The organism is Streptomyces sp. LZ34 (assembly GCF_053890475.1).
The window spans coordinates 11,533,894-11,554,974 of the sequence record NZ_CM132680.1; the positions used below are offsets into that span (position 1 = coordinate 11,533,894).

Below are 21,081 nucleotides of genomic sequence, written 5' to 3' on the forward strand. Positions count from 1 at the left end.
CCGCTCAGCCCGCTCAGCGCTCCGCGGCGAACGCGACCAGCCAGACCAGCGGGGCGTTCCAGTTGATCGCCACCTCGTTGGTCGAGTACGAGCCGATGTCGTCGATGTAGCACTTGGCCGCCGCGCACCCCGGCAGCTTCTCCTGCGCCACCGGGTCCTGGAGGGCGGAGTCCGGGCCGCCCGCGAGCGACCCGGCGGGTGGGTTGGGCAGCGAGGCGTCCGCCTGGTGGGCCCAGAAGCGGTGGTGCTGGTTGCGGGACGCCTGCTCGCCGTAGCCGGACACATAGGACTGGCCCAGCGCGTTGCGGCCGAGCAGATAGTCCAGCGCCTCCAGTGCCCCGTCACGGTAGCGCCGCTGTCCGGTGAGCTCGTACGCGACGGCGATCACGCTCGCGTTGTTGGCCACCTGGCCGTTGGAGCCCCACACATAGCCGTCCACCGGCAGTGGCACCGCGTACCCCTGGCGGGCCATGGCGGCCAGATAGCCGTCGGCGGCCGAGACCACCGAGGCGCGGACGCGCGCCCGGTCGTCGGAGGCGAGGCCGCTCGGGACGGTGGCCAGGGTGATCCGGCCCAGGGCGGCGGTCTCGGGCCAGGCGAAGCCGAGCGGGGTGAACGCGTCGGCCGAGGTGTGGAAGGGCGAGGAGGTGACCGCGTCCCGGTACGCGCTCTCCCCGGTGGTCGCGTACAGCTCGGCCGCCGCCCAGTAGAACTCGTCGCCGGCCCGGGTGTCCCCATACGCCCCGCCACCGGTGCCGTCCGAATCCGGGGCGAGCACGCCGGGGTTGGCCTTCGCGGCGCTCCAGGCGCGGCGGGTGGAGGCCAGGCAGCGGGCGGCGAAGGCCGTGTCGTACGGCGCGAACACCCGGGCGCACTGGGCCGTCACCGCCGCCAGGTTGAGCGTGGCCGCGGTCGACGGGGCGTGCAGCTCGCGCGGCTGGGGGTCCTGCTCGGGCCGGGTGGGCAGGCCGGTCCACTGCGCGTCATGGATCTTATGGAAGGCCATCCCTGCCCGGGGCTTGCCGTCCGGGATCTGCATCCGCATCAGGAACTCCAGCTCCCAGCGGGCCTCGTCCAGCACATCGGGGACACGGTTGCCGCGCTCGGGCACCCGCAGCGTGGCGTCCCCGAGCGCCGCCTGGTGGCCCGAGCGCTTGGCGCGCTCGAAGGAGTTCACCGTCTGCCATACCGCGATGCCGCCGTTGACCACGTACTTGCCCTGGTCACCGGCGTCGTACCAGCCGCCGCGGACATCCCGGGTGTAGTCGCACACCCCGGTCTGGCACGGCACACTGGTGTCCCCCTTGTTCGGCGCGACGCCCAGGTGTCCGGCGGGCCGGGCGTACGCCGCCCCCGCCAGCGACGCCTCGATCGGGATCCCGCTGCGCTGCTGGTAGAAGAAGGACATCGCGTCCGCGCGCAGCCCGTCGTACAGATCCGCGCGGATGTCGAAGGGATGGCTCGCCCGGCCGTCCACGGTGAGCGTGTAACCGGTGCCCGTGCCCTGGTACGTGGAGAAGTCCACCAGGTGCGTGGTGTCGCCCGAGGCGGCGTCGGCGCCGCGCACCGTGGTGGTGCCCGAGGCGGCCACCGCGCCCGTGGCGTCCCGAAGCTGCCAGGGCAGCGCGGCGGTGGCGGCGGTGACGACGGTGGCGCGCTTGGGGCCGGACGGCAGATAGCCCAGCTGGTTGACCTGGACCGCCGAGGGCGCGGCCGTGGGGGTGGCGTCGGCGCCCGCCCCGGCCGGGGCGGTGGGGGCGGCTGGGGCGGCTGGGGCGGCGATCAGGAGCAGCGCGCCGGCCAGCAGCGCTGCGGCGCCGCGTGCACCGCGCGGACGGGGGCGAGCGGGCATGGCGGACCTTTCTGTCGCGGCCGGTGTCCGGCCGACGCGGGTGTCGGGCAGCGGGTGTCGGGCGGTGGGTGTCAGGCAGCGGTGTTCGGGTGGCGGTTGCCGGGCGGCGGGTCAGGAGCGGTAGACCGTCGCCTCCTTGGCCGTCGCGCCGATGCCGTTGGCGCCCTTGAAGATGCGCTGGCCCCAGCTGGTGAGGGCGGCCGGGTCGAAGTTGGTGGTCATGTCGAGGTATTCGACCCCGCCGCTGTTGCCGCTCCAGGACCAGCCCAGATAGCCGAGCCCGAGCGACTGCGCGGTCGCCATGATCGCGTCCTCGTCCGGGTTGCCGTCGGAGTGGTTGTGTCCGAACTCGCCGACCACAATGGGAAGTTTGGCGTTCACGAAGCGGGTGAGGTAGTCCTTGACCTCGGCCGCGGTGTCGAACACGCCGTACATGTGGATGGAGAAGACCGTGTTGCGGTCCGGGTCGGCGGCGAGCACCGAGGCGGCGTTGTCGCGCATGGTGAAGGTCCAGTCCTGGCCCCAGTTGGGGGCGTCGGCCATCAGCGCGTTGTGGATCCCGGCACCGCGCAGCTTCGCGATGGCGGCCTTGGTGTCCGCGGTCCAGGCGGCGGCGTTGTTGTTGCCGTAGGGCTCGTTGCCGAGGTTGACGACGACGTAGTTCTCCTGGCCGGCGAGGGCCGAGCGGACGCCGATCCAGTAGTCGGCGGCGCGGGCGAGGGTGACCGCTCCGCTCTGTTCGCCGTAGCCCGTGGTGTCATGGGCCTCCAGCACACAGATGAGCCGGTTCTGCTTGCACCGCGCGACGACGTTGGCCACGTCGGCCGTGTCGTTCTTCGTCCAGCGGTCCCCGGTGCTCAGCACCACGCGCACCGTGTTGGCCTTCAGGGCCTTGATGTCGGACAGCGCCTTGGTGGTCCTGGACGCGTACCAGGTGTGGGCGTGGTTGACGCCGCGCATCACGAAGTCGCTGCCGTTTCCCTCGACCAGACGGCCGTTGCTCACATGTAATCCGGTGGCCGCGTGGGCGGTCGGGGCGAGGGCCAGGACGGACATCAGGACGGCGGCGACGGCGCCGAGTGCGGTACCGGCGCGGGTGGTCGCGCGCATCATCGACTCCTGGGGTGGCTCGGGGACCGGTCCGTCCGACCGGGGGTCAGCAGCTTGGTGAGCGCGGGGTACCAGCGCGCGGCTATCTTGTCGTCGCCCGCGGCGTTGGGGTGCACTCCGTCGTAGGTGTCGCTCGCCGTGGAGAAACCGCTCCACTGGTCCACTGCGATCACCGGGGAGCGTGAGGTGCTCTTGGCGGCTGCCCAGCCGGGGATCCGCGCGTTCAGCGCCGTGACCCGGGCGGCGCACTCCGGGCATGAGCCCGGGTTCATGGGGATGATCTGTGCCACGAGGACCTTCATGGCGGGGTTGCTCTGGCGCATCTGGTCCACGAGCGTGCTGTAGGCGGCCAGGATCCGGTCGGGGGCGATATTGCTCCAGACGTCGTTGGTGCCGAAGTGCATGACAACGATGTCCGGATGCGTGGCGGAGAGCCAGCCGGGCAGCTGGTTCTGCTGGGCCACGGCCGTCGCCAGGAAGCCGCCGTGGCCCTCGTTGTCGCCGTCGTAGGGCACCCCGCAGCCCTGCGGGCCGAGCGTCCCGACGAAGTCGACGGAGGTGTAGCCGGTGCTCTGGAGCTTGTTCCACAGCACGGCCCGCCAGCATCCGGGCGAGCCGGTGATCGAGTCGCCCAGCGGCATGATGCGCACCGGCGCGGCGGCCGCGGTGGTCGTGGTGGTCGTGGTGGCTGTGGCGTTCGCGGCGTTCGCGGCGTTCGCGGTGTCCGGCGCGGGGCCCGCGGGTCGCACCGCGGTCAGGGCCAGGGTCAGCGCCGGGATCGCCAGGAGTGTCCTCAGAAGCCTCGTTCTCCGCACGGCCGTTCCTCCTCGGCTCGGTGGGCGGATATATGGGAGCGCTCCCAATCGTGTGTAACCACGTTGCTGGGGTGCGTCAAGGGGCTGGGCGGGTGAGAGTGACCGGCCGGTGACGGCCGGTCGGATGGTCCAGTCCGGCGACTTTGTGGTGAACACGAGACAGAGACACGCCGTGGCTTCGGTGTGTCGCCGTCTCGGACTCACCGCAGGTTCAGGCACGCGGCGGGGCGTGCCGGGCGAGGGTGCGGCGCGCCGTCGCCGCCATCGCCTCGTCCACCATCCGCCCCTCGAACAGCACCGCGCCCTCGCCCCGTGCCTGGGCCGCCGCCACCGCCGCCACCAGCCGCTCGCACCGGGCCAGCTCCTCGGCGTCCGGCGAGAACACCTCGTTGACGACCGGCACATGGGACGGGTGGATCACTGCCATCCCCTCGTACCCCAGCGCCCGGTTCTGCTCCGCGAAGCGCCGCAGCCCCGCGAGGTCGGCGACATCCGCCCACAGCCCGGCCACCGGGTGCGGGCTGCCCGCGGCCCGCGCGTCCAGCAGCACCCGGGCGCGCAGCGGGTGGGTCTCCTCGCCGCCCGGGCTCCAGCGGTAGCCGACCGCGCGCTCGACGTCGCCGCCCGGGGCGGTCAGCGCGCCGAGGTGCGCCACCCGGCCGGCGGCCCGCCCGATGTCGTACGCCTCGCGCAGCCCGCGCGCCGTCTCCAGCAGCGGCACCAGTGCGATCCGCCCCTCGGTCAGGCCCGCCTCGCGCTCGCACCAGGCCAGCAGCCGGTCGGCGACCCGTACGTCGTCGGCGCAGTGCACCTTCGGCAGCACCACGCCGTACAGCCCCGGCCGGGCCACCGCGCGCAGGTCCTCGGCGCCCGCCCAGCCCGCCCCGTGGTCCAGCGGGTTGATCCGTACGAACAGCCGCATCGGCCCCGGTGTCCGTGCCGCCCGTTCGACGGCCTCGGCCACCGCCTCCCGCGCCGCCTCCTTCGCGTCCTGCGGGACCGCGTCCTCCAGGTCGAGGATCGCCGCGTCGGCGCCCGCGGCCTCCGCCTTGGCCAGCCAGCCGGTCCGGCTGCCCGGCACGAAGAGCAGCGAGCGCAGTGGCTCCCGGTCGCGGTCCCCGACGCGGTCGCGGTCGCAGCCGCCGTCGCGGTCAGATGACACCCTGGCCCTCCAGCTTCGCCAGCCGCTCCCCGTCGATGCCCAGCCACTGCCCGTACACCAGGCCGTTGTCCGCGCCCAGCGCGGGGCCGGTCCGCCACACCGCGCCGGGGTTGCGGCGGAAGTGCGGCAGCGCGGCCTGCATCCGGACCGGGCCGAGGTCCGGGTCGTCGACGGTGACGATGTCCTCGCGCTCGGCGTAGACCGGGTCGGCGACGATGTCCGCCGCGCTGAACACCCGGGAGGCCACCACCTCGGCGCGCTCGAAGGCCGCCAGGCACTCGTCCGCCGGACGCGCCGCCACCCACGCGCGCAGTGCGTGGTCCAGCCGCTCCCGCCCGGCGTGCTGCGCCTCCACGGTCGCGTACTCCTCCTCGTCCAGGCCCAGCAGCCGCACCACATTGAGCACCGAGCGGGTGGTGGCCGAGGTGACCGTCAGCCAGTCGCCGTCGCCGCTGCGGTAGGTGTTGATGACGGCGGCGGGCGCGACGGCCAGCTGGTTGCCGGCCCGCTCCGGGGCCGCGCCGAGCTGGTCGTACGCGATGACCTGCCACTCCACCAGCCGGAACAGCGGCTCGAAGAGGGCCAGGTCGATCCACTCGCCGTCGAAGTGCGGATCGGTGTCGCGGCGGTGCAGCGCGGCCAGGATCGCGAACGCACCCATCAGGCCGGTGACCGCGTCCCCGTGCGAGAACCCGGTGTGCACCGGCGGCCCGTCCGGGAAGCCCGTCAGGTGCACCACCCCGCTGCGGGCCTCGCCCATCTTGCCGAACCCCGGGGCGTCGGCCCGGGAGGAGGTCGCGCCGAAGCCGGAGATCTGTAGCAGGATCGCCTTGGGGTTGACCGCGTGCACCGCCTCCCAGTCCAGCCCCCAGGCGCGCAGCCGCCCGGCGCGCAGGGTCACGATCACCACATCGGCCCAGGCGATGAGGTCATGGGCGATCCGCCGCCCCTCCTCGTGGTGCAGATCCAGGGTGACGGAGCGCTTGTTGCGGCCCGCGACCTTGAACCACAGCGGCACGCCGTCGCGCCGGGGCCCCATGGCGCGCGCCGCGTCGCCCGCGCCCGGGGGTTCCACATGCACCACGTCGGCCCCTTGGTCGGCGAGCATCGCCCCGGCGAGGGGGCCCGCGACGACGTGGGCGAACTCCACCACCTTCAAGCCGGTCAGCTGGCCTTGCTGTTCCTGAGCGGCGCGGCTGTCGTTGTCCATACGGTCCATACGGGTCAGGCTGCGGGGTCGGCCATATGCGGGTCCAGCAATGAACGGGCATCAATTCATGCGGATCTCACAATGGTTCCGGGCTGGTCCCTCTTCGCCGGACGTCTCGCCTCAGTCCGTCCCGTCTCAGTCGGTCCCGTCTCAGTCCGTTTCGCCGTCCTCCCAGAAGACCCCGTCGGGAAGCCCATGGCCCGCGTCGCGGAACTCCTCCAGCTGTTCCAGAAAGCGGCGCGCCCCCGGCGGCAGCGCCCGCCGCGCCGGAAGCACCACATGCAGCCGCCGCTCCACCACCGGCTCCACCAGCGGGCGCCGCACCAGCTTCCCGGGGGGCACCAGCGGATGCACCAGGGCGGGCATCGCGGACACCCCGAGCCCGGCCGCGACCAGCCCGCCCACCGTCGCCACGCTCGACGCCTCCGCCGCCGGGTCAGCCGACAGGCCCGCCTGGGCGAAGGCGGCGTCCGTCATCCGGCGCACGCTGGAGTCGGCGCCCACCGCCAGGAACGGCTCGCGGCTCAGGTCCTCCCAGCTCACCTCGGACCGCTCGGCGAGCGGGTGGTGCTCGGGGAGTACGGCGTCGAAACGGTCGCGGACCAGCGGGCGCAGCCGTATCCCGGCCGTGCGCCGGGCCACGGTGGACACCGCGAAGTCCGCGTCGCCGTCCACGACCCGCTCCAGCACCGGGCGTTCCAGCCCGTCCAGCAGCCGCACGGTCACCTCCGGCCGCCGCGCGCGGAAGGCGGAGATCACCGGGGGCAGCAGCACGGCCGCCACCGAGGGGAGGGTCGACAGCGCCACCGTGCCGCGCTCGCCGGAGACATAGCGCCCCAGCTGCGCCAGGCCCGCCCGGTGCGCGGACAGGATCTGGTCCGCGATCCGCAGCGCCTCGGCCCCGGCCGGGGTCAGCTGCACATTGCGGGTGTCGCGCTCCAGCAGCCGCATGCCGAGCGTGCGCTCCAGGTCCGCGACGGCGCGGCTCAACGAGGACTGGGACACATGCAAATCGGCCGCCGCGGCGGTGAAGCTCGCGGCGCGGGCCACCGCGGCGTAGGCCGCGAGCTGGCGCAAAGTGACGTCCATCATGAAGCGCGAGAGTACGGGAGGGCAGGTGCGGGAGCCGTGCCCGGGGAACTGTTGCGCTAAACGCATGGACAGATCTGTGTTCGATGCTGGACGCGGATCTTTCGCCGCTCGGAAACTCATCGGCAACACCCGAGGTAAGAGAAAGCGAGCGGGCCATGCTGGCAGCACTGGGCTTCTGCACGATCGGCGGCTTCCTGCTGCTCACCATGACCAAACGGGTCTCGGTGCTGGTCGCCCTGGTCCTCACCCCGGTGGTCACCGCGGTCATCGGCGGATACGGGGACGATCTCGGCCCGATGGCGCTGGACGGGTTGTCCAAGGTCGCGCCCACCGGCATCATGATCGCCTTCGCGGTGCTCTACTTCAGCCTGATGGTCGACGCGGGCCTGTTCGAGCCGCTGATCCGCGGCATCCTGCGCGTCGCCCGCAGGGACCCGCTGCGCATCACCGTCGGCACCGCCGTCCTGACGATCTGTGTGGCGCTCGACGGGGACGGCGCGTCGACCTTCCTGATCACCATCTCCGCGCTGCTGCCCGTCTACCAGCGCCTGGGCATGAGCCGGCTGGTCCTCGCCGGGGTGGTCGCCCTCGGCGCGGGCGTGATGAACATGGTGCCGTGGGGCGGCCCCACCGCCCGGGCCGCCGCCGCGCTGAAGCTGGACACCTCGGATGTGATCACCCCGCTGCTGCCCGCCCTCGCCGCGGGCATCGCCTGGGTGCTGCTGGCCGCGTACTTCATCGGCCGCCGCGAGCGCAGCCGGCTCGGCGCGATCGCCACCCCGGAGGCCGAGGTGGCGGTCGGTGACGGCCCCGGCACGCCCCGGGTGGCCGCGCGGGCCGGCACCGCGCTGACGGTCTTCAATCTGCTGCTCACCGTCACCCTGCTGACCTGCCTGGTGCTGGAGGTCATGCCGCTGCCCGTGCTGTTCGTCCTCGCCTTCGTGATCGCGCTGCTGGTCAACCACCCCGGCTGGGAGGAGCAGCAGGCCCTGCTGGAGAAGCACGGCAACAGCGTGGTGCTGGTCACCACCATGATCTTTGCCGCGGGGGTGTTCACCGGCATCCTCACCGGCACCGGAATGATCGAGAAGATGGCCCACGCCATGGTCGAGGTGATCCCCGACAGCCTCGGCGGCCATCTGCCCGTGCTGGTCGCGGTCACCAGCATGCCGCTGAGCCTCGTCTTCACCCCCGACGCCTACTACTTCGGCATCCTCCCGGTGCTGGCCGGCACCGCCGACTCCTTCGGCACCGACCCGGCCGAGGTCGCCCGCGCTGCCGTTCTCGGCCAGATGACCACGGGCTTCCCGCTCAGCCCGCTCACCGCCGCCACCTTCATCCTGCTCGGCATGAGCGGCGTACAGCTCGGCGAGCACCAGCGGTTCATCTTCCGCTGGGCCTTCGGCACCACGCTCGTGATGACCGCCGCCGCCCTGCTGACCGGCGCCCTGCCGCTGTGACATCACTGCTGTGACATCACTGCTGTGACATCACTGCTGTGACATCACCGCTGTGACATCACCGCTGTGACCTCACCGTTGTGACATCACCCCCAGGAGAAACCGTGCCCAAGCCCCTGCGCAGGCCAGTGGCGCTCGTGCCGCTGCTGGCCGCGGCGCTCACCGCCGCCCTCGTCCCGGCCGCCACGGCCGCACCCGCCCCCCGCGCCCCCCTCCCCTCCTACATCAGCGCGTTGAGCTCCGCACGGTACGACGGGGAGAGCGACGACCTGCTCACCGCCGGGCTCGGCTTCTCCGGGCTGCGCGCCACCGCGCCGCCCGCCCCGGCCGACCCCGATCGCCCCACCGCCGCCGAGCTGCGCCGCCAGGCCATCTGGGCCTCCGCCGGGCTGTCCGCCGGGTCAGGCGGCGGCCTCGGGCGGCTGTACGGGCCGAACGTGGACCGCGGCCGCCCGGTGCCCGGCGACGGAAAGGTCGCGGGCGTCGAATACCGCGCCGTGGCGGGCAGCGGCTCGCAGAGCGTCAGCTTCGTCGTCCAGGTCCCGGACGACTTCGACCGGGCCCGCCCCTGCGTCGTCGCCGCGCCCGCCTCCGGCCTGGGCGGCGTCTACAACATGGTCGGCACCGCCGGGGCCTGGGGGCTGCACCGCCGCTGCGCGGTCGCCTACACGGACAAGGGCATGGGCCCGGCCTTCGACGATCTGCACTCCGGCACCGTCATGGCCTACGACGGCACGACCGGGCCCCGTGCGCAGACGGCGGACCGCGCCGCGTTCGACGCCGGGCTCAGCGACGCCGAACGGGCCCGGTTCGACGCCGAGCGCCCCTATCGCGTCGCGTACAAGATGGCGCACGCCAAGACCAACCCGCAGGCCACCTGGGGGCGGGATGTGCTGCGCTCCGTGGAGCTGGCCCTCGCCCTGCTCGGCCGCGACTGGCGCGCGGGCGCGCCCCGCGCCGGCTATACGCCCGCCACCACCATCGTCATCGCCACCGGGGTCTCCAACGGCGGCGGAGCGGCCGTCGCCGCCGGCGAGGACGACCGGGGCGGGCTGATCGACGCGGTCGTCGCCTCCGAGCCGCAGATGAACCTCGCCCCGCTGGACGGGATACGGGTCCGCCAGGGCGGGCGCGCGGTGCCCGCCGCCGGACTGCCGCTGATCCAGTACAACTCCCTCGCCTCGCTGCTCCAGCCGTGCGCCGCGCTCACCGAGCCCACCGCGCCCGGCTACGCCACGCTGGACACCGCGGCCGCCCGCCGCCGCTGTGCCGCCCTCGTCGGCGACGACCCCCGGCTCATCTCCCGGCGCGACGCCGAGCGGGCGGGGCCCGACGGGCTGCCCCGGCTCGCCCAGGAGGCCCTGGTACACGCCGGGTACCAGCCGCAGTCCAGCTATCTACAGCTCGCGCACTACGACCCGCAGACACCCGCCTCATACGCGATGAGCTTCGCCCGGGCCTCGGTCGCCGACTCCCTGTGCGGCTACGGCTGGGCCCGCACCGACGCCTCGGGCACCCCCGTCCCGTACCGCACCGCCGAACTGGCCGCCGCCTTCGGCACCAGCTCCGGCCGGGCGCCCGCGCCCGGGGTGCTGATCGACGAGAACTCGCCGGGCGGGCCCGTCGCCGACGCCAGGTCCCAGGGCCCGGGCGGCCGCCACGACTACAACCTGCGCGGGGAGACCTGCGTCTACCGCCTGGCGTTCAACACGGCTCGGGAGCCGGAGCGGGCGGCGCGGCTCGCCGAGGGGCTGGGCGCCACCCGGCGCACCGGCGATCTGCACGGCAAGCCCGCGCTGATCGTGCACGGCCGCGACGACACCCGGGTCCCCGTCAACCACAGCTCCAGGCCCTATCTGGGGCTCAACTCCCGAGCCCAACACGGCGCGGGCACCGTCGCCTACGTCGAGGTCACCAACGCCCACCACTTCGACTCCACGGCACCCGGCTTCGACAACCGCTATGTGCCGCTGGGCTACTACTACCAGCAGGCGCTGGACCTGATGTGGCAGCGGCTGGAGGGGCGTGGGACGCTGCCGCCCAGCCAGGTCGTGCGCACCGTCCCCCGGGGCGGCGAGCCGGGCCACGCCCCGGATCTGACGTCCGCCGACGTCCCGGACATCGAGGACCGCCCGGCCGCCGGGGATCGCGTGAGGATCACGGGCGACACGGTACGGATCCCGGGCTGAACCGCGCGGCGGTCACCGCCGGGCGGCCGTGGGCGGGCGCCGGGGCTCGATGACCGTGACCCCGGCGCCACCCGCCGCCCCCATCGCCATCAGGGCCTCGGGCACCTCGTCCAGACCGATGGTGTCGGTGACCAGGAGGTCCGGCCGCAACGTCCCGGCCTCGACCATCTCCATCATCGGCCCGTACGCGTGGGCGGCCATGCCATGGCTGCCCAGCAGCCGCAGTTCGAGCGCGATGACCCGGTCCATCGGCAGCATCGGGCTCCCGGCGGCCGGCGGCAGCAGGCCGACCTGCACATGGCGCCCGTGCCGCCGCAGGCTGTTGACGGACGCGGCGCAGGTCCGCGGGGAACCCAGCGCGTCCAGCGAGACGTGGGCGCCCCCGCCGGTCGCGTCCGCGACCGCGTCCGCCACGGACCCCAGGGTCGAGGCCGCGTCCACGCACACCTCCGCCCCGAACCGCCGGGCCAGGGCCAGGGCCCGAGGCGAGATGTCCACCGCGACCACCCGCGCCCCCGCCGCGGCCGCGATCATGACCGCGGACAGCCCCACCCCGCCGCACCCGTGCACCGCGACCCATTCGCCCGGGGCCACCCGGCCCTGGGCCACCACGGCGCGGAAGGCGGTCGCGAAGCGGCAGCCCAGACCGGCGGCCGTGGTGAAGGCCAGTTCGCCGCGGATGCCGACCAGGTTCACATCGGCGTTCTCGATCGCGACGTACTCCGCGAAGGAGCCCCAGTGGGTGAAGCCCGGCTGCGTCTGCCGCTCGCACACCTGCTGCGCACCGTCCGCGCAGGCGCTGCAGCGCCCGCACGCGCAGACGAACGGCACGGTGATGCGCTGCCCGGGGCGCCAGTTCAGGACCTCGGGCCCCACCTCCTCGACCACCCCCGCCAGCTCATGGCCCGGCACATGCGGCAGCCGGATGCCGGGGTCGTGCCCCATCCAGCCGTGCCAGTCGCTGCGGCACAGCCCGGTCGCCTCGACCCGGATGACCGCGCCGCGCCGCGAGGGAGTCGGATCCGGGACGTTCCGGACCTCGGGCCGGTGCCCGAAGGCATCGAACACCACAGCACGCATGGACCCGCTCCCTCGCTCAGACGCACATGGTGGGGGGCCGTAGAACCTACACCACGTCCGGCCCGTGCCGACCGGCCCCACCCACCGACGGCGGCTCGGCGCCCGGCCCGGTGCCCCAGGCGGACGGCTCGGTGCCCAGCCGGTGGGCGAGCGAGCCGCCGTGGGCGACCGCGGCCCAGGGCAGCCAGGTCCGCGGCAGGTCCCGCCCGTTCAGCGACACGCCGCGCACATAGCGCCGCTCGTCGCTGGCGCCGGGCGCGGTGACGGTCAGCGTGCCGCCCTGCCGGGTGCCGTAGCGGTCAACACGGCCAATACGGACGACCGCCGACTCGAACTGCGGGCTGGTGACGGCCAGGAAGTCGCCGCCGCTCATGGTCGGGTTGGAAGCAGTTCCCGGATGTGTAGGCCAGCGTCGGCCATTTCGGACAGGTCAGGGTGTTGTGGTCGGTGGCGAATGATCTGGCCGGCGGTCATCTTCGGCCCTTCCTGGACAGATGGGATCATTTGTTCTCCAATCGCTGTCATGTGCTTCCCGAGGAGTGGGGTGGGGATTAGCTTCGGCCCGTCGAGATCATCACAGGTGGGTGGGGGTGCAAGGCGATGGGCAAGCGGGCGCGGGGAGCGAAAGGGCGGGAGCAGCGCCCCTACCGTGCGCTGTCCGTTCCGTTCGTGGTCGCCCCGCCCTCCGGATGCCGCATCTGCACCCGCCTGCACCTCTCGCCCGCCGACGAGGAGGTACTTCGCGCGGCGGGCACCCACCTGGGCGCTCTGGCGGGGGCGGATCTGTCAGCTCGGGTGCGTATCGGCAACGTGTCCCCGGCCTTCAACCAGCGGGCCGCACGGAAGAAGGCACTGACCGCGCAGTCCTCCTCCCGCTGGGCAGGATCCATCACCCGCACCAGCGAGAACCAGTACCAGCTGGCACGCCGGGCACTTGATGCCCACATCGGATCGCTGCGCCGGGCGATCGCCACGATCAACGCCCGCCTCGCCGTCACACCCGGCACCCGCGAGCAGCACGGGCGCAGGTCTCCCGTTTGCATGTGGCGTTGAAGGACTCGGCGAGCGCGTTGTCCGCCGAACTGCCGACTGCGCCCGGCTGGCCGTCGCCAACTGGCTGGCGCGCAACCGCGGGATCAGGGCGGACCCGGCCGATGTCCTCGTCGTGGCGGGCACCGCCCAGGCGCTCGGACTCATCGGGCAGGTGTTCCGGGCCGACGGCATCCACCAGGTGGCCGTGGAGGACCCCGGCTCGCTGGGGGCCCGTCAGCATCTGCGCCACTGCGCGCTGGACACCCCGCCGGTCCCGGTCGACTCCGACGGCGTACGCGTCGACGCGCTGCGCGCCACCGGCGCCCCGGCCGTGCTGCTGACCCCGGCACACCAGTTTCCGACCGGGGTGGTGCTCGGCGGCGAGCGGAGGCGTGAGCTGATGCGATGGGCCGGCGAGGGAGGGCTGATCGTCGAGGACGACTACGACGCCGAACACCGCTACGACCGGCCACCCGCCCCCGCCCTGCGGTCGATGCTCGCCGAACACGTCTGCTACGCCGGAAGCGTGTCCAAGTTGCTCGCCCCCGCCCTGAGAGTGGGCTGGGTGCTCGCGCCGCCGAAGTACCGGGACGCGCTGGTGGCCGCCAAGCGGTTCGCCGACCTCGGCAACGCCGCGCTGCCCCAGCTTGTACTGGCCCGTCTGATGGAGTCGGGCGAGCTGGAACGCCATCTGCGCCAGCTGCGCCGCCGCCACCGTCGCCGCCGGGACGCGATGATCGGCGCCATCCGGACCCACCTGCCGGGCGCGGTGGTGCACGGCGCCGCGGCGGGCCTGCACCTGATGGTCACCTTCGACGGCGATTTCTCCGACACCGACCTCGCCGCCGCCGCGCTCGCGCACGGTGTGAAGACCCAGCCCCTGTCGTGGCACAGCAAGCGCCCGGGCCGCCCGGGGCTCGTCCTGGGCTACGCCGCGAGCAGGCCGGCCGACATCGCCGAAGGCGTCGCGCTCATCGGCGAGGCGCTGGGGCCGGGGCTGGGGCGGGCCTCGACCACGGGCTAGTTTGGGGGTGTGGGCGGCGATGCGACGACGCTGTTTCTCTGCGGCGATGTGATGCTCGGCCGTGGCGTCGACCAGATCCTCCCGCACCCCGGACACCCGGAGCTGCGGGAGCCGTACATCCGGGACTCCAGGGCGTATGTCGAGCTGACCGAGGAGGCACACGGGCGGGTGCCGCGCCCGGCCGACTACGCGTGGCCGTGGGGGGACGCGCTACGGGTGCTGGAGGAGACCGCGCCCGACGCCCGGGTGGTGAACCTGGAGACCAGCGTGACGCGGAGCGACGAGTTCGCGCCGGGGAAGAGCGTGCACTACCGGATGAGCCCGGCCAATCTGCCCTCCCTGGCCGCGGGCCGGCCCGATGTCTGCGTCCTGGCCAACAACCATGTGCTGGACTTCGGCCGGCAGGGGCTCGCGGAAACGCTCGACGCCCTGGCCGGAGCGGGGCTGCGGGTGGCGGGCGCGGGGCGGGACGCCGACGCGGCGCGGCGGCCCGCGGTCGTTCCGGTCGCCGGCGGCCGGCGTGTGCTGGTCTTCTCCTGTGGCACCGGGTCCAGCGGCATCCCGTACGGATGGGCCGCGCACGAGCACCAGTCCGGCGTCGACTTCCTCCCCGAGCTGTCGGAGGCCCGCGCGGCCCGGTTCGCCCGCCGGATCCGGCAGCTGAAGCGGCCGGGCGACGTCGCCGTCGTCTCCATCCACTGGGGCGGCAACTGGGGATACCGCGTCCCCGGCGACCAGATCCGCTTCGCGCACGCGCTGGTCGACGGCGGCGCCGACGTCGTGCACGGCCACTCCTCGCACCACCCCCGCCCCCTGGAGGTGTACCGGGGCAAACTCGTCCTCTACGGCTGCGGCGACTTCATCGACGACTACGAGGGCATCACCGGTTACGAGGAGTACCGGGACGATCTGCGGCTGCTGTACTTCGTCGCGGTGGCCCCGGACACCGGTGAGCTCGCCGGGATCCGGATGGTGCCCATGCGGGCCCGGCGGATGCGGCTGTGCCACGCCACCCTCGGCGACTCCCGCTGGCTGCGGACGGTGCTCGACCGGGTCAGCTCCGACTTCGGCTCCCGCGTCGTCCTCGACCGGGACGGCGCCCTCTCCCTGCACCGACCCCCGGCCCGGTGAGCACGGCGACAGCGCCTACGATCACGCACATGCCCGACACGCCGGCCACCACCGGAACGGAGCGCTGAGCGTGAAGATCGACTGGAACAGGCGTACCTGCGCCCGGCGCGGCCACATCACCTACTCACCCGCGGAGGACGAGCTGCGCGAGCGGCTGCACGCCGCCACCGCGCTGGGCGAGGCCTGGCGCTGTCTGCGCTGCGGCGACTTCGCCCTCGGCGCACCGCACGGCTCCGGGCCCGCGGCCGACGCCCCGCTCGTCCCGCGGGGCAAGGCCCTGCGGGACCTGATCGTGATGCGTTTCATCGCCGCCGAGCGGATCGTACGCGGGCTGTTCGTGCTGCTGGCGGCCGTCGCGGTGTGGCGGTTCAGCAACAGCCGGGCCGCGGTGCGCCGGCTCTTCCAGGAGAACCTCACCGTCTTCCGGCCGGTCGCGCGCCACTTCCACTACGACCTCGACCACTCGCCAGTGGCCGACACCATCCGCAAGACCTTCGAGTACCGGCACTCCACCCTCGTGATCGTGGCCACCGCGCTGGCCGCCTACGCGGCCATCGAGATCGTCGAGGGCGTGGGGCTGTGGCTGCTCAAGCGGTGGGCCGAGTATCTGGCAGTGGTGGCCACCGCCGCGTTTCTGCCGCTGGAGATCTACGAGCTGACCGAGAAGATCAGCTGGCTGAAGATCGCCACCTTGGTGGTCAACATCCTCGCCGTGTTCTACATCCTGCTCTCCAAGCGCCTCTTCGGGCTGCGCGGCGGCCATGCCGCGTTCGAGGCGGAGCGGCACAGTGCCTCGCTGCTGGAGGTGGAGGCCGCGGCCGGGGAGGCCACCTATTGATCATCCGGTATTGATCGTTCGCCCCGGTCGCGCGGGGGAGTGACGATACGCTCGGGTCGCGGACGAAACGCTCGAACGAGAACGGCAGGAGCTGGCGCCGGCCATGAAGACCGACCTGACCAACACCACATCGAGCAAGATCAATGCGGCCCTGGTACAGGCCCGCAGGGCGATTGGCAGTCCGGCGGTCGGCATGGTGCTGACGCTGGTCATCGTCACCGACGAGGCCAACCACTACGACGCCCTCAAGGCCGCGGGTGAGGCCTCGCAGGAGCACCCCTCCCGGATCCTCGTGGTGATCAAGCGGCCCGGCCGCACCCCGCGCGAGCGCGACGGCTCCCGGCTGGACGCCGAGGTGCGCGTCGGGGGCGGCGACGGCAGCGGCGAGACCGTACTGCTGCGGCTGCGCGGCGAACTCGCCCAGCACGCCGAGTCGGTGGTGCTGCCGCTGCTGCTGCCGGACGCCCCGGTCGTGGTCTGGTGGCCGGTCGACGCCCCGGACCACCCGGTCAGGGACCCGCTGGGCACGCTGGCGCAGCGGCGGATCACCGACGCGTACGCGGTCGAGCGCCCGCTGCGGGAGCTGGCGGCCCGCGCCGCCTCGTACGCGCCCGGCGACACCGACCTGGCCTGGACCCGGCTCACGCCCTGGCGGTCCATGCTGGCCGCCGCCCTTGACCAGGCGCGGGCCACCGTGACCTCGGCGGTGGTGGAGAGCGAGGCGGACAACCCGAGCGCCGAGCTGCTGGCCCGGTGGTTCGCCGACCGGCTGAAGGTGCCCGTCGAGCAGGTCGTCACCGACGGCCCGGTGGTCACGGCGGTCCGGCTGCGCACCGCTGCCGGGGACATCCACATCGACCGCCCGGAGGGCCCGGTGGCGACCCTCTCCATCCCCGGCCAGCCCGACCGCACCCTCGCGCTGAAGGTGCGCAGCACCGCCGAGCTGATCGCCGAGGAGCTGCGCCGGCTCGACCCCGACGAGGCGTACGCCGCCGCCCTGCGCGCCCCGATTCCGTCAGCAGGGCTCGGACAGCCCGGCTGACCCGTCCCACCAGCCACGACGCCCGATCCGAACCGACGCCCCGCCCGCGCCGGGGGCCCGCCACGGGCGGGGGAATAGGGGCGACAGGTGCCGCGTTCCCGGGGTGTAGTTGAATCGCAAACATCCTGAGGAGGGTGAGACCGGTGCAGTTCGGGATTTTCACGGTCGGCGATGTCACTCCGGACCCGACCACGGGCCGGGAGCCGACCGAGCACGAGCGGATCAAGGCGATGGTCACCATCGCCAAGAAGGTGGAAGAGGTGGGCCTCGACGTCTTCGCGACCGGCGAGCACCACAACCGGCCGTTCGTGCCCTCGTCGCCGACCACCATGCTGGGCTGGATCGCGGCCCGCACCGAGCGGCTGATCCTGTCCACCTCCACCACGCTGATCACCACCAACGACCCGGTGAAGATCGCCGAGGACTACGCGATGCTCCAGCACCTGGCCGACGGCCGGGTGGACCTGATGATGGGCCGCGGCAACACCGGCCCGGTCTACCCCTGGTTCGGGCAGGACATCCGCCAGGGCATTCCGCTCGCGGTCGAGAACTACGCGTTGCTGCACCGGCTGTGGCGCGAGGACGTCGTCGACTGGGAAGGCAGGTTCCGCACCCCGTTGCAGGGCTTCACCTCCACGCCGCGGCCACTGGACGGCGTGCCGCCGTTCGTCTGGCACGGCTCCATACGCTCGCCGGAGATCGCCGAGCAGGCCGCCTACTACGGCGACGGGTTCTTCGCCAACAACATCTTCTGGCCCAAGCACCACTTCCGGAAGCTGGTGAACCTCTACCGGGAGCGGTACGCGCACTACGGGCACGGCACGCCGGAGCAGGCCATCGTCGGCCTCGGTGGGCAGGTGTTCATGCGCCGCAACTCGCAGGACGCCGTCCGTGAGTTCCGGCCGTACTTCGACAACGCGCCCGTCTACGGCCACGGCCCCTCCCTGGAGGAGTTCACGGCCGAGACGCCGCTGACCGTCGGCAGCCCGCAGGAGGTCATCGAGAAGACGCTGACCTTCCGGGACACCTTCGGCGACTACCAGCGCCAGCTGTTCCTCGTCGACCACGCGGGCCTGCCGCTGAAGACGGTGCTGGAACAGCTCGACCTGCTGGGCGAGGTCGTCGAGGAGCTGCGCAAGGAGTTCGCCAAGAACCGCCCGGCCGAGGTGCCGGACGCCCCCACCCACGCGTCGCTGGTGGCCCAGCGCGACGCCAAGGCCCTTGAGGAGGTGGCCCAGTGACAAAGCTCGAGATCCCCAGGCAGCACGGCGCCCCGCGGCCGGTGAGGCTCGCGGTCGTATCGGCCGGGCTGAGCGTGCCCTCGTCCACCCGGCTGCTGGCCGACCGGCTGGCTGAGGCCACCCGGCAGCGGCTGGCGGCGGACGGGCACGAGGTCGAGGTGCACGTGGTCGAGTTGCGCGACCTGGCCGGTGACATCGCGAACAACCTGGTGACGGGCTTCCCCTCGGGCGCCCTGGAGGAGGCGATCGAGACCGTTACCGGCGCGGACGGGCTGATCGCGGTCACCCCGGTCTTCTCGGCCTCCTACAGCGGGCTGTTCAAGTCGTTCTTCGACGTGATCGACAACACCGCCCTGGCCGGCAAGCCGGTGCTCGCCGCCGCGACCGGCGGCACGGCGCGCCACTCGCTCGCGCTGGAGCACGCGCTGCGGCCGCTGTTCGCCTACCTGCGGGCGATCGTGGTGCCCACCGCGGTGTACGCCGCGTCCGAGGACTGGGGCGGCTCCGGCGATCCGCTCACCGACACCCTGCCCACCCGCATCGACCGCGCGGCGGGCGAACTGGCGGACCTGGTCGGCGGCCGCCGGGGCGCCGCGGCCCCCGAAGCCGACGCCGTCGTGCCGTTCGAGCAGCAACTAGCCGCTCTGCGGCCCGAATAACCGCTCACCCCAGGAAGGAGCTCACATGATCGACAACTTCAACAGCTACCGGCCCGACGGTGAGCCCACCGCCGACCGCTGGGTCACCGCGCTGAGCCTGTTCGACGACAAGGACCGCGAGGAGACCACCGCGGAGCGCTGGGAGCGGGCCGGGCTGCTCTTCGAGGCGAAGCAGTACGCCGAGGCCGCTCACCTCCTCGTCCAGGTCGTCGAGGAGGCCCCGGAGCAGACCGCCCCGCGGCTGCTGCTGGCCCGCGCCTACTACCACTCCGCGCAGCTGCGGCGCGCCGAGGAGCAGCTGCGTGAGGTGATCGCGCGGGACCCGGTCGAGCACTACGCCCATCTGATGCTGGGCCGTACGCTCCAGCGGCAGGGGCGCGCCGAGGAGGCCGAGCCATGGCTGCGGATGGCCGCGGCCTTCTCCACCGGCCAGGCCCCCGAGGCGGACTGAGCCCCCGAGGCGGACTGAGCCGCCGGGGTGGACTGAGCCGCCGGGGTGGACTGAGCCGCCGGCGCGGCGGCCGGGGCCGGCGGGCCCCGGCCGCCACCGGGGCGCGGTGTCAGCGGCCCATGGTGAGCCCGTCCCGCTCCGCGCCCCTGCTGAGCACGGCGCGGCGGATGGTGTCGAGGGCGGCGGTGTGGCCGCCGGCGCGCGGGACGTTCACCACCTTGATCGGGTCGTTGTCCACGGCGTGGGGGATGAACTCCGCCTTCTTCACGGTCCATGGCTTGTCCGTGGCGGCGGGCGGGGCGAAGGTGAAGCGGGCGGCCGAGCCCATCTGGCCGCGCGGGTCGTTCATGACGCCGGCGACCTGGTCGCCCATGCCGTAGACGACCCAGGTGTCGTTGATCTTCTCGTACGCCTGGGGTATGTGGGCGTGGGTGCCGAGGATGAGATCGATGTCGTGGCGTCCGCCGCCCATCGAGGCGGTGAGTTTTTTGGCGAGCGAGAGCTGGAGCCGGTCCGGCGCCTCCTGCCACTCGGTGCCCCAGTGCAGGCTCACCACGACCACGTCGGCCCCGGCCCGGCGCGCGGCCCGGGCATCCTTGACGATCTGCGCCGGGTCGATGAGGTTGACCAGCCACGGCTGGCCCTTGGGCACCGGGATGCCGTTGGTGCCGTAGCTGTAGGCGAGCTGGGCGACCGTGGCGTCACCGGCCTTCATGAGGGTCGGCATCGTGTGCTCCTCGGCGGAGCGGGCCGATCCGGCGTGTCGGAGCCCGGCGCGGTCCATCGCGTCCAGGGTGCGGGTCACCCCTTCCGCGCCCGCGTCCAGCGTGTGGTTGGAGGCGGTGGAGCAGGAGTCGTAGCCGAGCTCCTTGGCGGCCTCGGCGACCTCCGGAGGGCTTTTGAACGTCGGGTAGCCGGTGAACGGCCCGCCCGCGGCGCCGTAGACCGTCTCCATGTGGCAGATCGCCAGGTCGGCCCGGGAGACCACGGGCTCGGCCCCGGCGAGCATGGGCCCGAAGTTGTAGCCGTTGCCGCCCGCGTCCGCGCGCGCCTGGCGGATGACCGAGTCATGGATCAGCAGGTCGCCGGTGGCCACCAGGGTGAACCCCTTGGTGGGCCCGGGCTTCGCCGCGGCCGCGGTCCGGGAGGACTTCTCCCCCGATTCGGGGGTGGCGGGTATGCCGGCGGTGCACGCGGTGGCCGCGCCGAACAGCGCGGCGACCACGAGAGCGGTCCGTTGACGGGTCTCGAGAGACAAAAGGCTCACCTCACGCTCATATGGCCAAATGGGTGGATAGTCGTATGTATGTGCGTGTGGGAGCCCGTCCCTGTCGCGACGGCGCCGGGCTTCACCGGAACGGCCGACGAAACGCACCCGATGGGCCCACGCCGCTACGCCGTCGGGACCGGTGCCGCGGCGTGTCGCCGGGGGCGGGGCCGGGTCCGCGGCGGGACGCGGAACCCGGTCCGGAGTTCGCGGCAGGTTCCTAAGGCCGACAGTTGCCATTGCAGCGAACTGCCAGACCGTATGGCCGCATTACGGCCCTACACTCGGGAAACCGCCCGCGAAATCGGCAGCCCACTTATCGAGGAGGCCAGACCCTTCATGCCCGCCAATGGTCCCGTCCCGGGGATTCCGCTTGCCGCCCAGCGTGAATTCTGGATCGCCCACTTCCTGCGTCCGGACAGCGCC

General features: G+C 73.0%; 17 protein-coding genes and 2 pseudogenes. 10 read left to right on the forward strand and 9 right to left on the reverse strand.

Annotated features, from left to right (window positions below):
- Window positions 1-13 precede the first annotated feature (13 nt).
- The 6 genes and pseudogenes from ACWY4P_RS49870 to ACWY4P_RS49895 form a co-directional block, all read right to left on the reverse strand.
- Complete coding sequence (locus ACWY4P_RS49870) at window positions 14-1,852, reverse strand: glycoside hydrolase family 9 protein (protein WP_456207425.1); 1,839 nt, start codon at window positions 1,850-1,852, stop codon at window positions 14-16.
- Between the two features lie 111 nt (window positions 1,853-1,963).
- Window positions 1,964-2,965, reverse strand: a complete 1,002-nt coding sequence (locus tag ACWY4P_RS49875) for a glycoside hydrolase family 5 protein (protein ID WP_456207426.1) — start codon at window positions 2,963-2,965, stop codon at window positions 1,964-1,966.
- 35 nt (window positions 2,966-3,000) lie between these two features.
- A pseudogene (locus ACWY4P_RS49880) lies at window positions 3,001-3,759 on the reverse strand (SGNH/GDSL hydrolase family protein); the annotation flags it as partial.
- Window positions 3,760-3,988: 229 nt separating this feature from the next.
- Window positions 3,989-4,939, reverse strand: coding sequence for an HpcH/HpaI aldolase/citrate lyase family protein (locus ACWY4P_RS49885; protein ID WP_456207427.1), 951 nt, complete (start codon window positions 4,937-4,939; stop codon window positions 3,989-3,991).
- Window positions 4,929-6,158, reverse strand: a complete 1,230-nt coding sequence (locus ACWY4P_RS49890; RefSeq protein WP_456207428.1) for a CaiB/BaiF CoA transferase family protein — start codon at window positions 6,156-6,158, stop codon at window positions 4,929-4,931. Before ACWY4P_RS49890 ends, ACWY4P_RS49885 begins: the two co-directional genes overlap by 11 nt.
- Window positions 6,159-6,299: 141 nt before the next feature.
- Window positions 6,300-7,238: a LysR substrate-binding domain-containing protein gene (locus tag ACWY4P_RS49895; protein ID WP_456213316.1), complete on the reverse strand. Its 939-nt coding sequence runs from the start codon at window positions 7,236-7,238 to the stop codon at window positions 6,300-6,302.
- 158 nt (window positions 7,239-7,396) lie between these two features.
- Here ACWY4P_RS49895 and ACWY4P_RS49900 point away from each other — a divergent pair, with 158 nt between their 5' ends.
- The gene (locus tag ACWY4P_RS49900; protein WP_456207429.1) at window positions 7,397-8,701 is read left to right on the forward strand and encodes a CitMHS family transporter; all 1,305 of its coding nucleotides are present in this window, start codon (window positions 7,397-7,399) and stop codon (window positions 8,699-8,701) included.
- A 104-nt stretch (window positions 8,702-8,805) separates the two neighbouring features.
- A complete protein-coding gene (locus ACWY4P_RS49905) occupies window positions 8,806-10,890 on the forward strand; it encodes a 3-hydroxybutyrate oligomer hydrolase family protein (protein WP_456207430.1) in 2,085 nt (694 codons plus the stop codon).
- Between the two features lie 12 nt (window positions 10,891-10,902).
- Here ACWY4P_RS49905 and ACWY4P_RS49910 read toward each other — a convergent pair whose 3' ends face one another.
- Window positions 10,903-11,970: a zinc-dependent alcohol dehydrogenase family protein gene (locus ACWY4P_RS49910; protein WP_456207431.1), complete on the reverse strand. Its 1,068-nt coding sequence runs from the start codon at window positions 11,968-11,970 to the stop codon at window positions 10,903-10,905.
- A 46-nt stretch (window positions 11,971-12,016) separates the two neighbouring features.
- Window positions 12,017-12,343, reverse strand: a complete 327-nt coding sequence (locus ACWY4P_RS49915) for a glycoside hydrolase domain-containing protein (protein ID WP_456207432.1) — start codon at window positions 12,341-12,343, stop codon at window positions 12,017-12,019.
- Between the two features lie 227 nt (window positions 12,344-12,570).
- Between ACWY4P_RS49915 and ACWY4P_RS49920 the strand changes: the two genes are divergently transcribed.
- The 8 genes and pseudogenes from ACWY4P_RS49920 to ACWY4P_RS49955 all read left to right on the forward strand — a co-directional run bounded on the left by ACWY4P_RS49920 (window position 12,571) and on the right by ACWY4P_RS49955 (window position 19,388).
- The gene (locus tag ACWY4P_RS49920; protein ID WP_456207433.1) at window positions 12,571-13,023 is read left to right on the forward strand and encodes a hypothetical protein; all 453 of its coding nucleotides are present in this window, start codon (window positions 12,571-12,573) and stop codon (window positions 13,021-13,023) included.
- Window positions 13,024-13,063: 40 nt separating this feature from the next.
- Window positions 13,064-14,026 (forward strand): annotated as a pseudogene (locus tag ACWY4P_RS49925) (aminotransferase-like domain-containing protein); the annotation flags it as partial.
- A gap of 9 nt (window positions 14,027-14,035) precedes the next feature.
- Complete coding sequence (locus tag ACWY4P_RS49930) at window positions 14,036-15,157, forward strand: CapA family protein (protein ID WP_456207434.1); 1,122 nt, start codon at window positions 14,036-14,038, stop codon at window positions 15,155-15,157.
- Between the two features lie 70 nt (window positions 15,158-15,227).
- On the forward strand, window positions 15,228-15,995 hold the full coding sequence (locus ACWY4P_RS49935; protein WP_456207435.1) for a DUF2127 domain-containing protein: 768 nt from the start codon (window positions 15,228-15,230) through the stop codon (window positions 15,993-15,995).
- A 103-nt stretch (window positions 15,996-16,098) separates the two neighbouring features.
- On the forward strand, window positions 16,099-17,037 hold the full coding sequence (opcA, locus tag ACWY4P_RS49940) for a glucose-6-phosphate dehydrogenase assembly protein OpcA (RefSeq protein ID WP_456207436.1): 939 nt from the start codon (window positions 16,099-16,101) through the stop codon (window positions 17,035-17,037).
- 143 nt (window positions 17,038-17,180) lie between these two features.
- Window positions 17,181-18,278 (forward strand): LLM class flavin-dependent oxidoreductase, encoded by a 1,098-nt coding sequence (locus ACWY4P_RS49945; protein WP_456207437.1) that lies wholly within the window; start codon window positions 17,181-17,183, stop codon window positions 18,276-18,278.
- Window positions 18,275-18,937, forward strand: coding sequence for an FMN reductase (locus ACWY4P_RS49950; RefSeq protein WP_456207438.1), 663 nt, complete (start codon window positions 18,275-18,277; stop codon window positions 18,935-18,937). Before ACWY4P_RS49945 ends, ACWY4P_RS49950 begins: the two co-directional genes overlap by 4 nt.
- A 25-nt stretch (window positions 18,938-18,962) precedes the next feature.
- Window positions 18,963-19,388, forward strand: a complete 426-nt coding sequence (locus ACWY4P_RS49955) for a tetratricopeptide repeat protein (RefSeq protein WP_456207439.1) — start codon at window positions 18,963-18,965, stop codon at window positions 19,386-19,388.
- Window positions 19,389-19,497: 109 nt separating this feature from the next.
- Here ACWY4P_RS49955 and ACWY4P_RS49960 read toward each other — a convergent pair whose 3' ends face one another.
- Window positions 19,498-20,646, reverse strand: a complete 1,149-nt coding sequence (locus ACWY4P_RS49960) for a CapA family protein (protein WP_456207440.1) — start codon at window positions 20,644-20,646, stop codon at window positions 19,498-19,500.
- Window positions 20,647-21,081 lie beyond the last annotated feature (435 nt).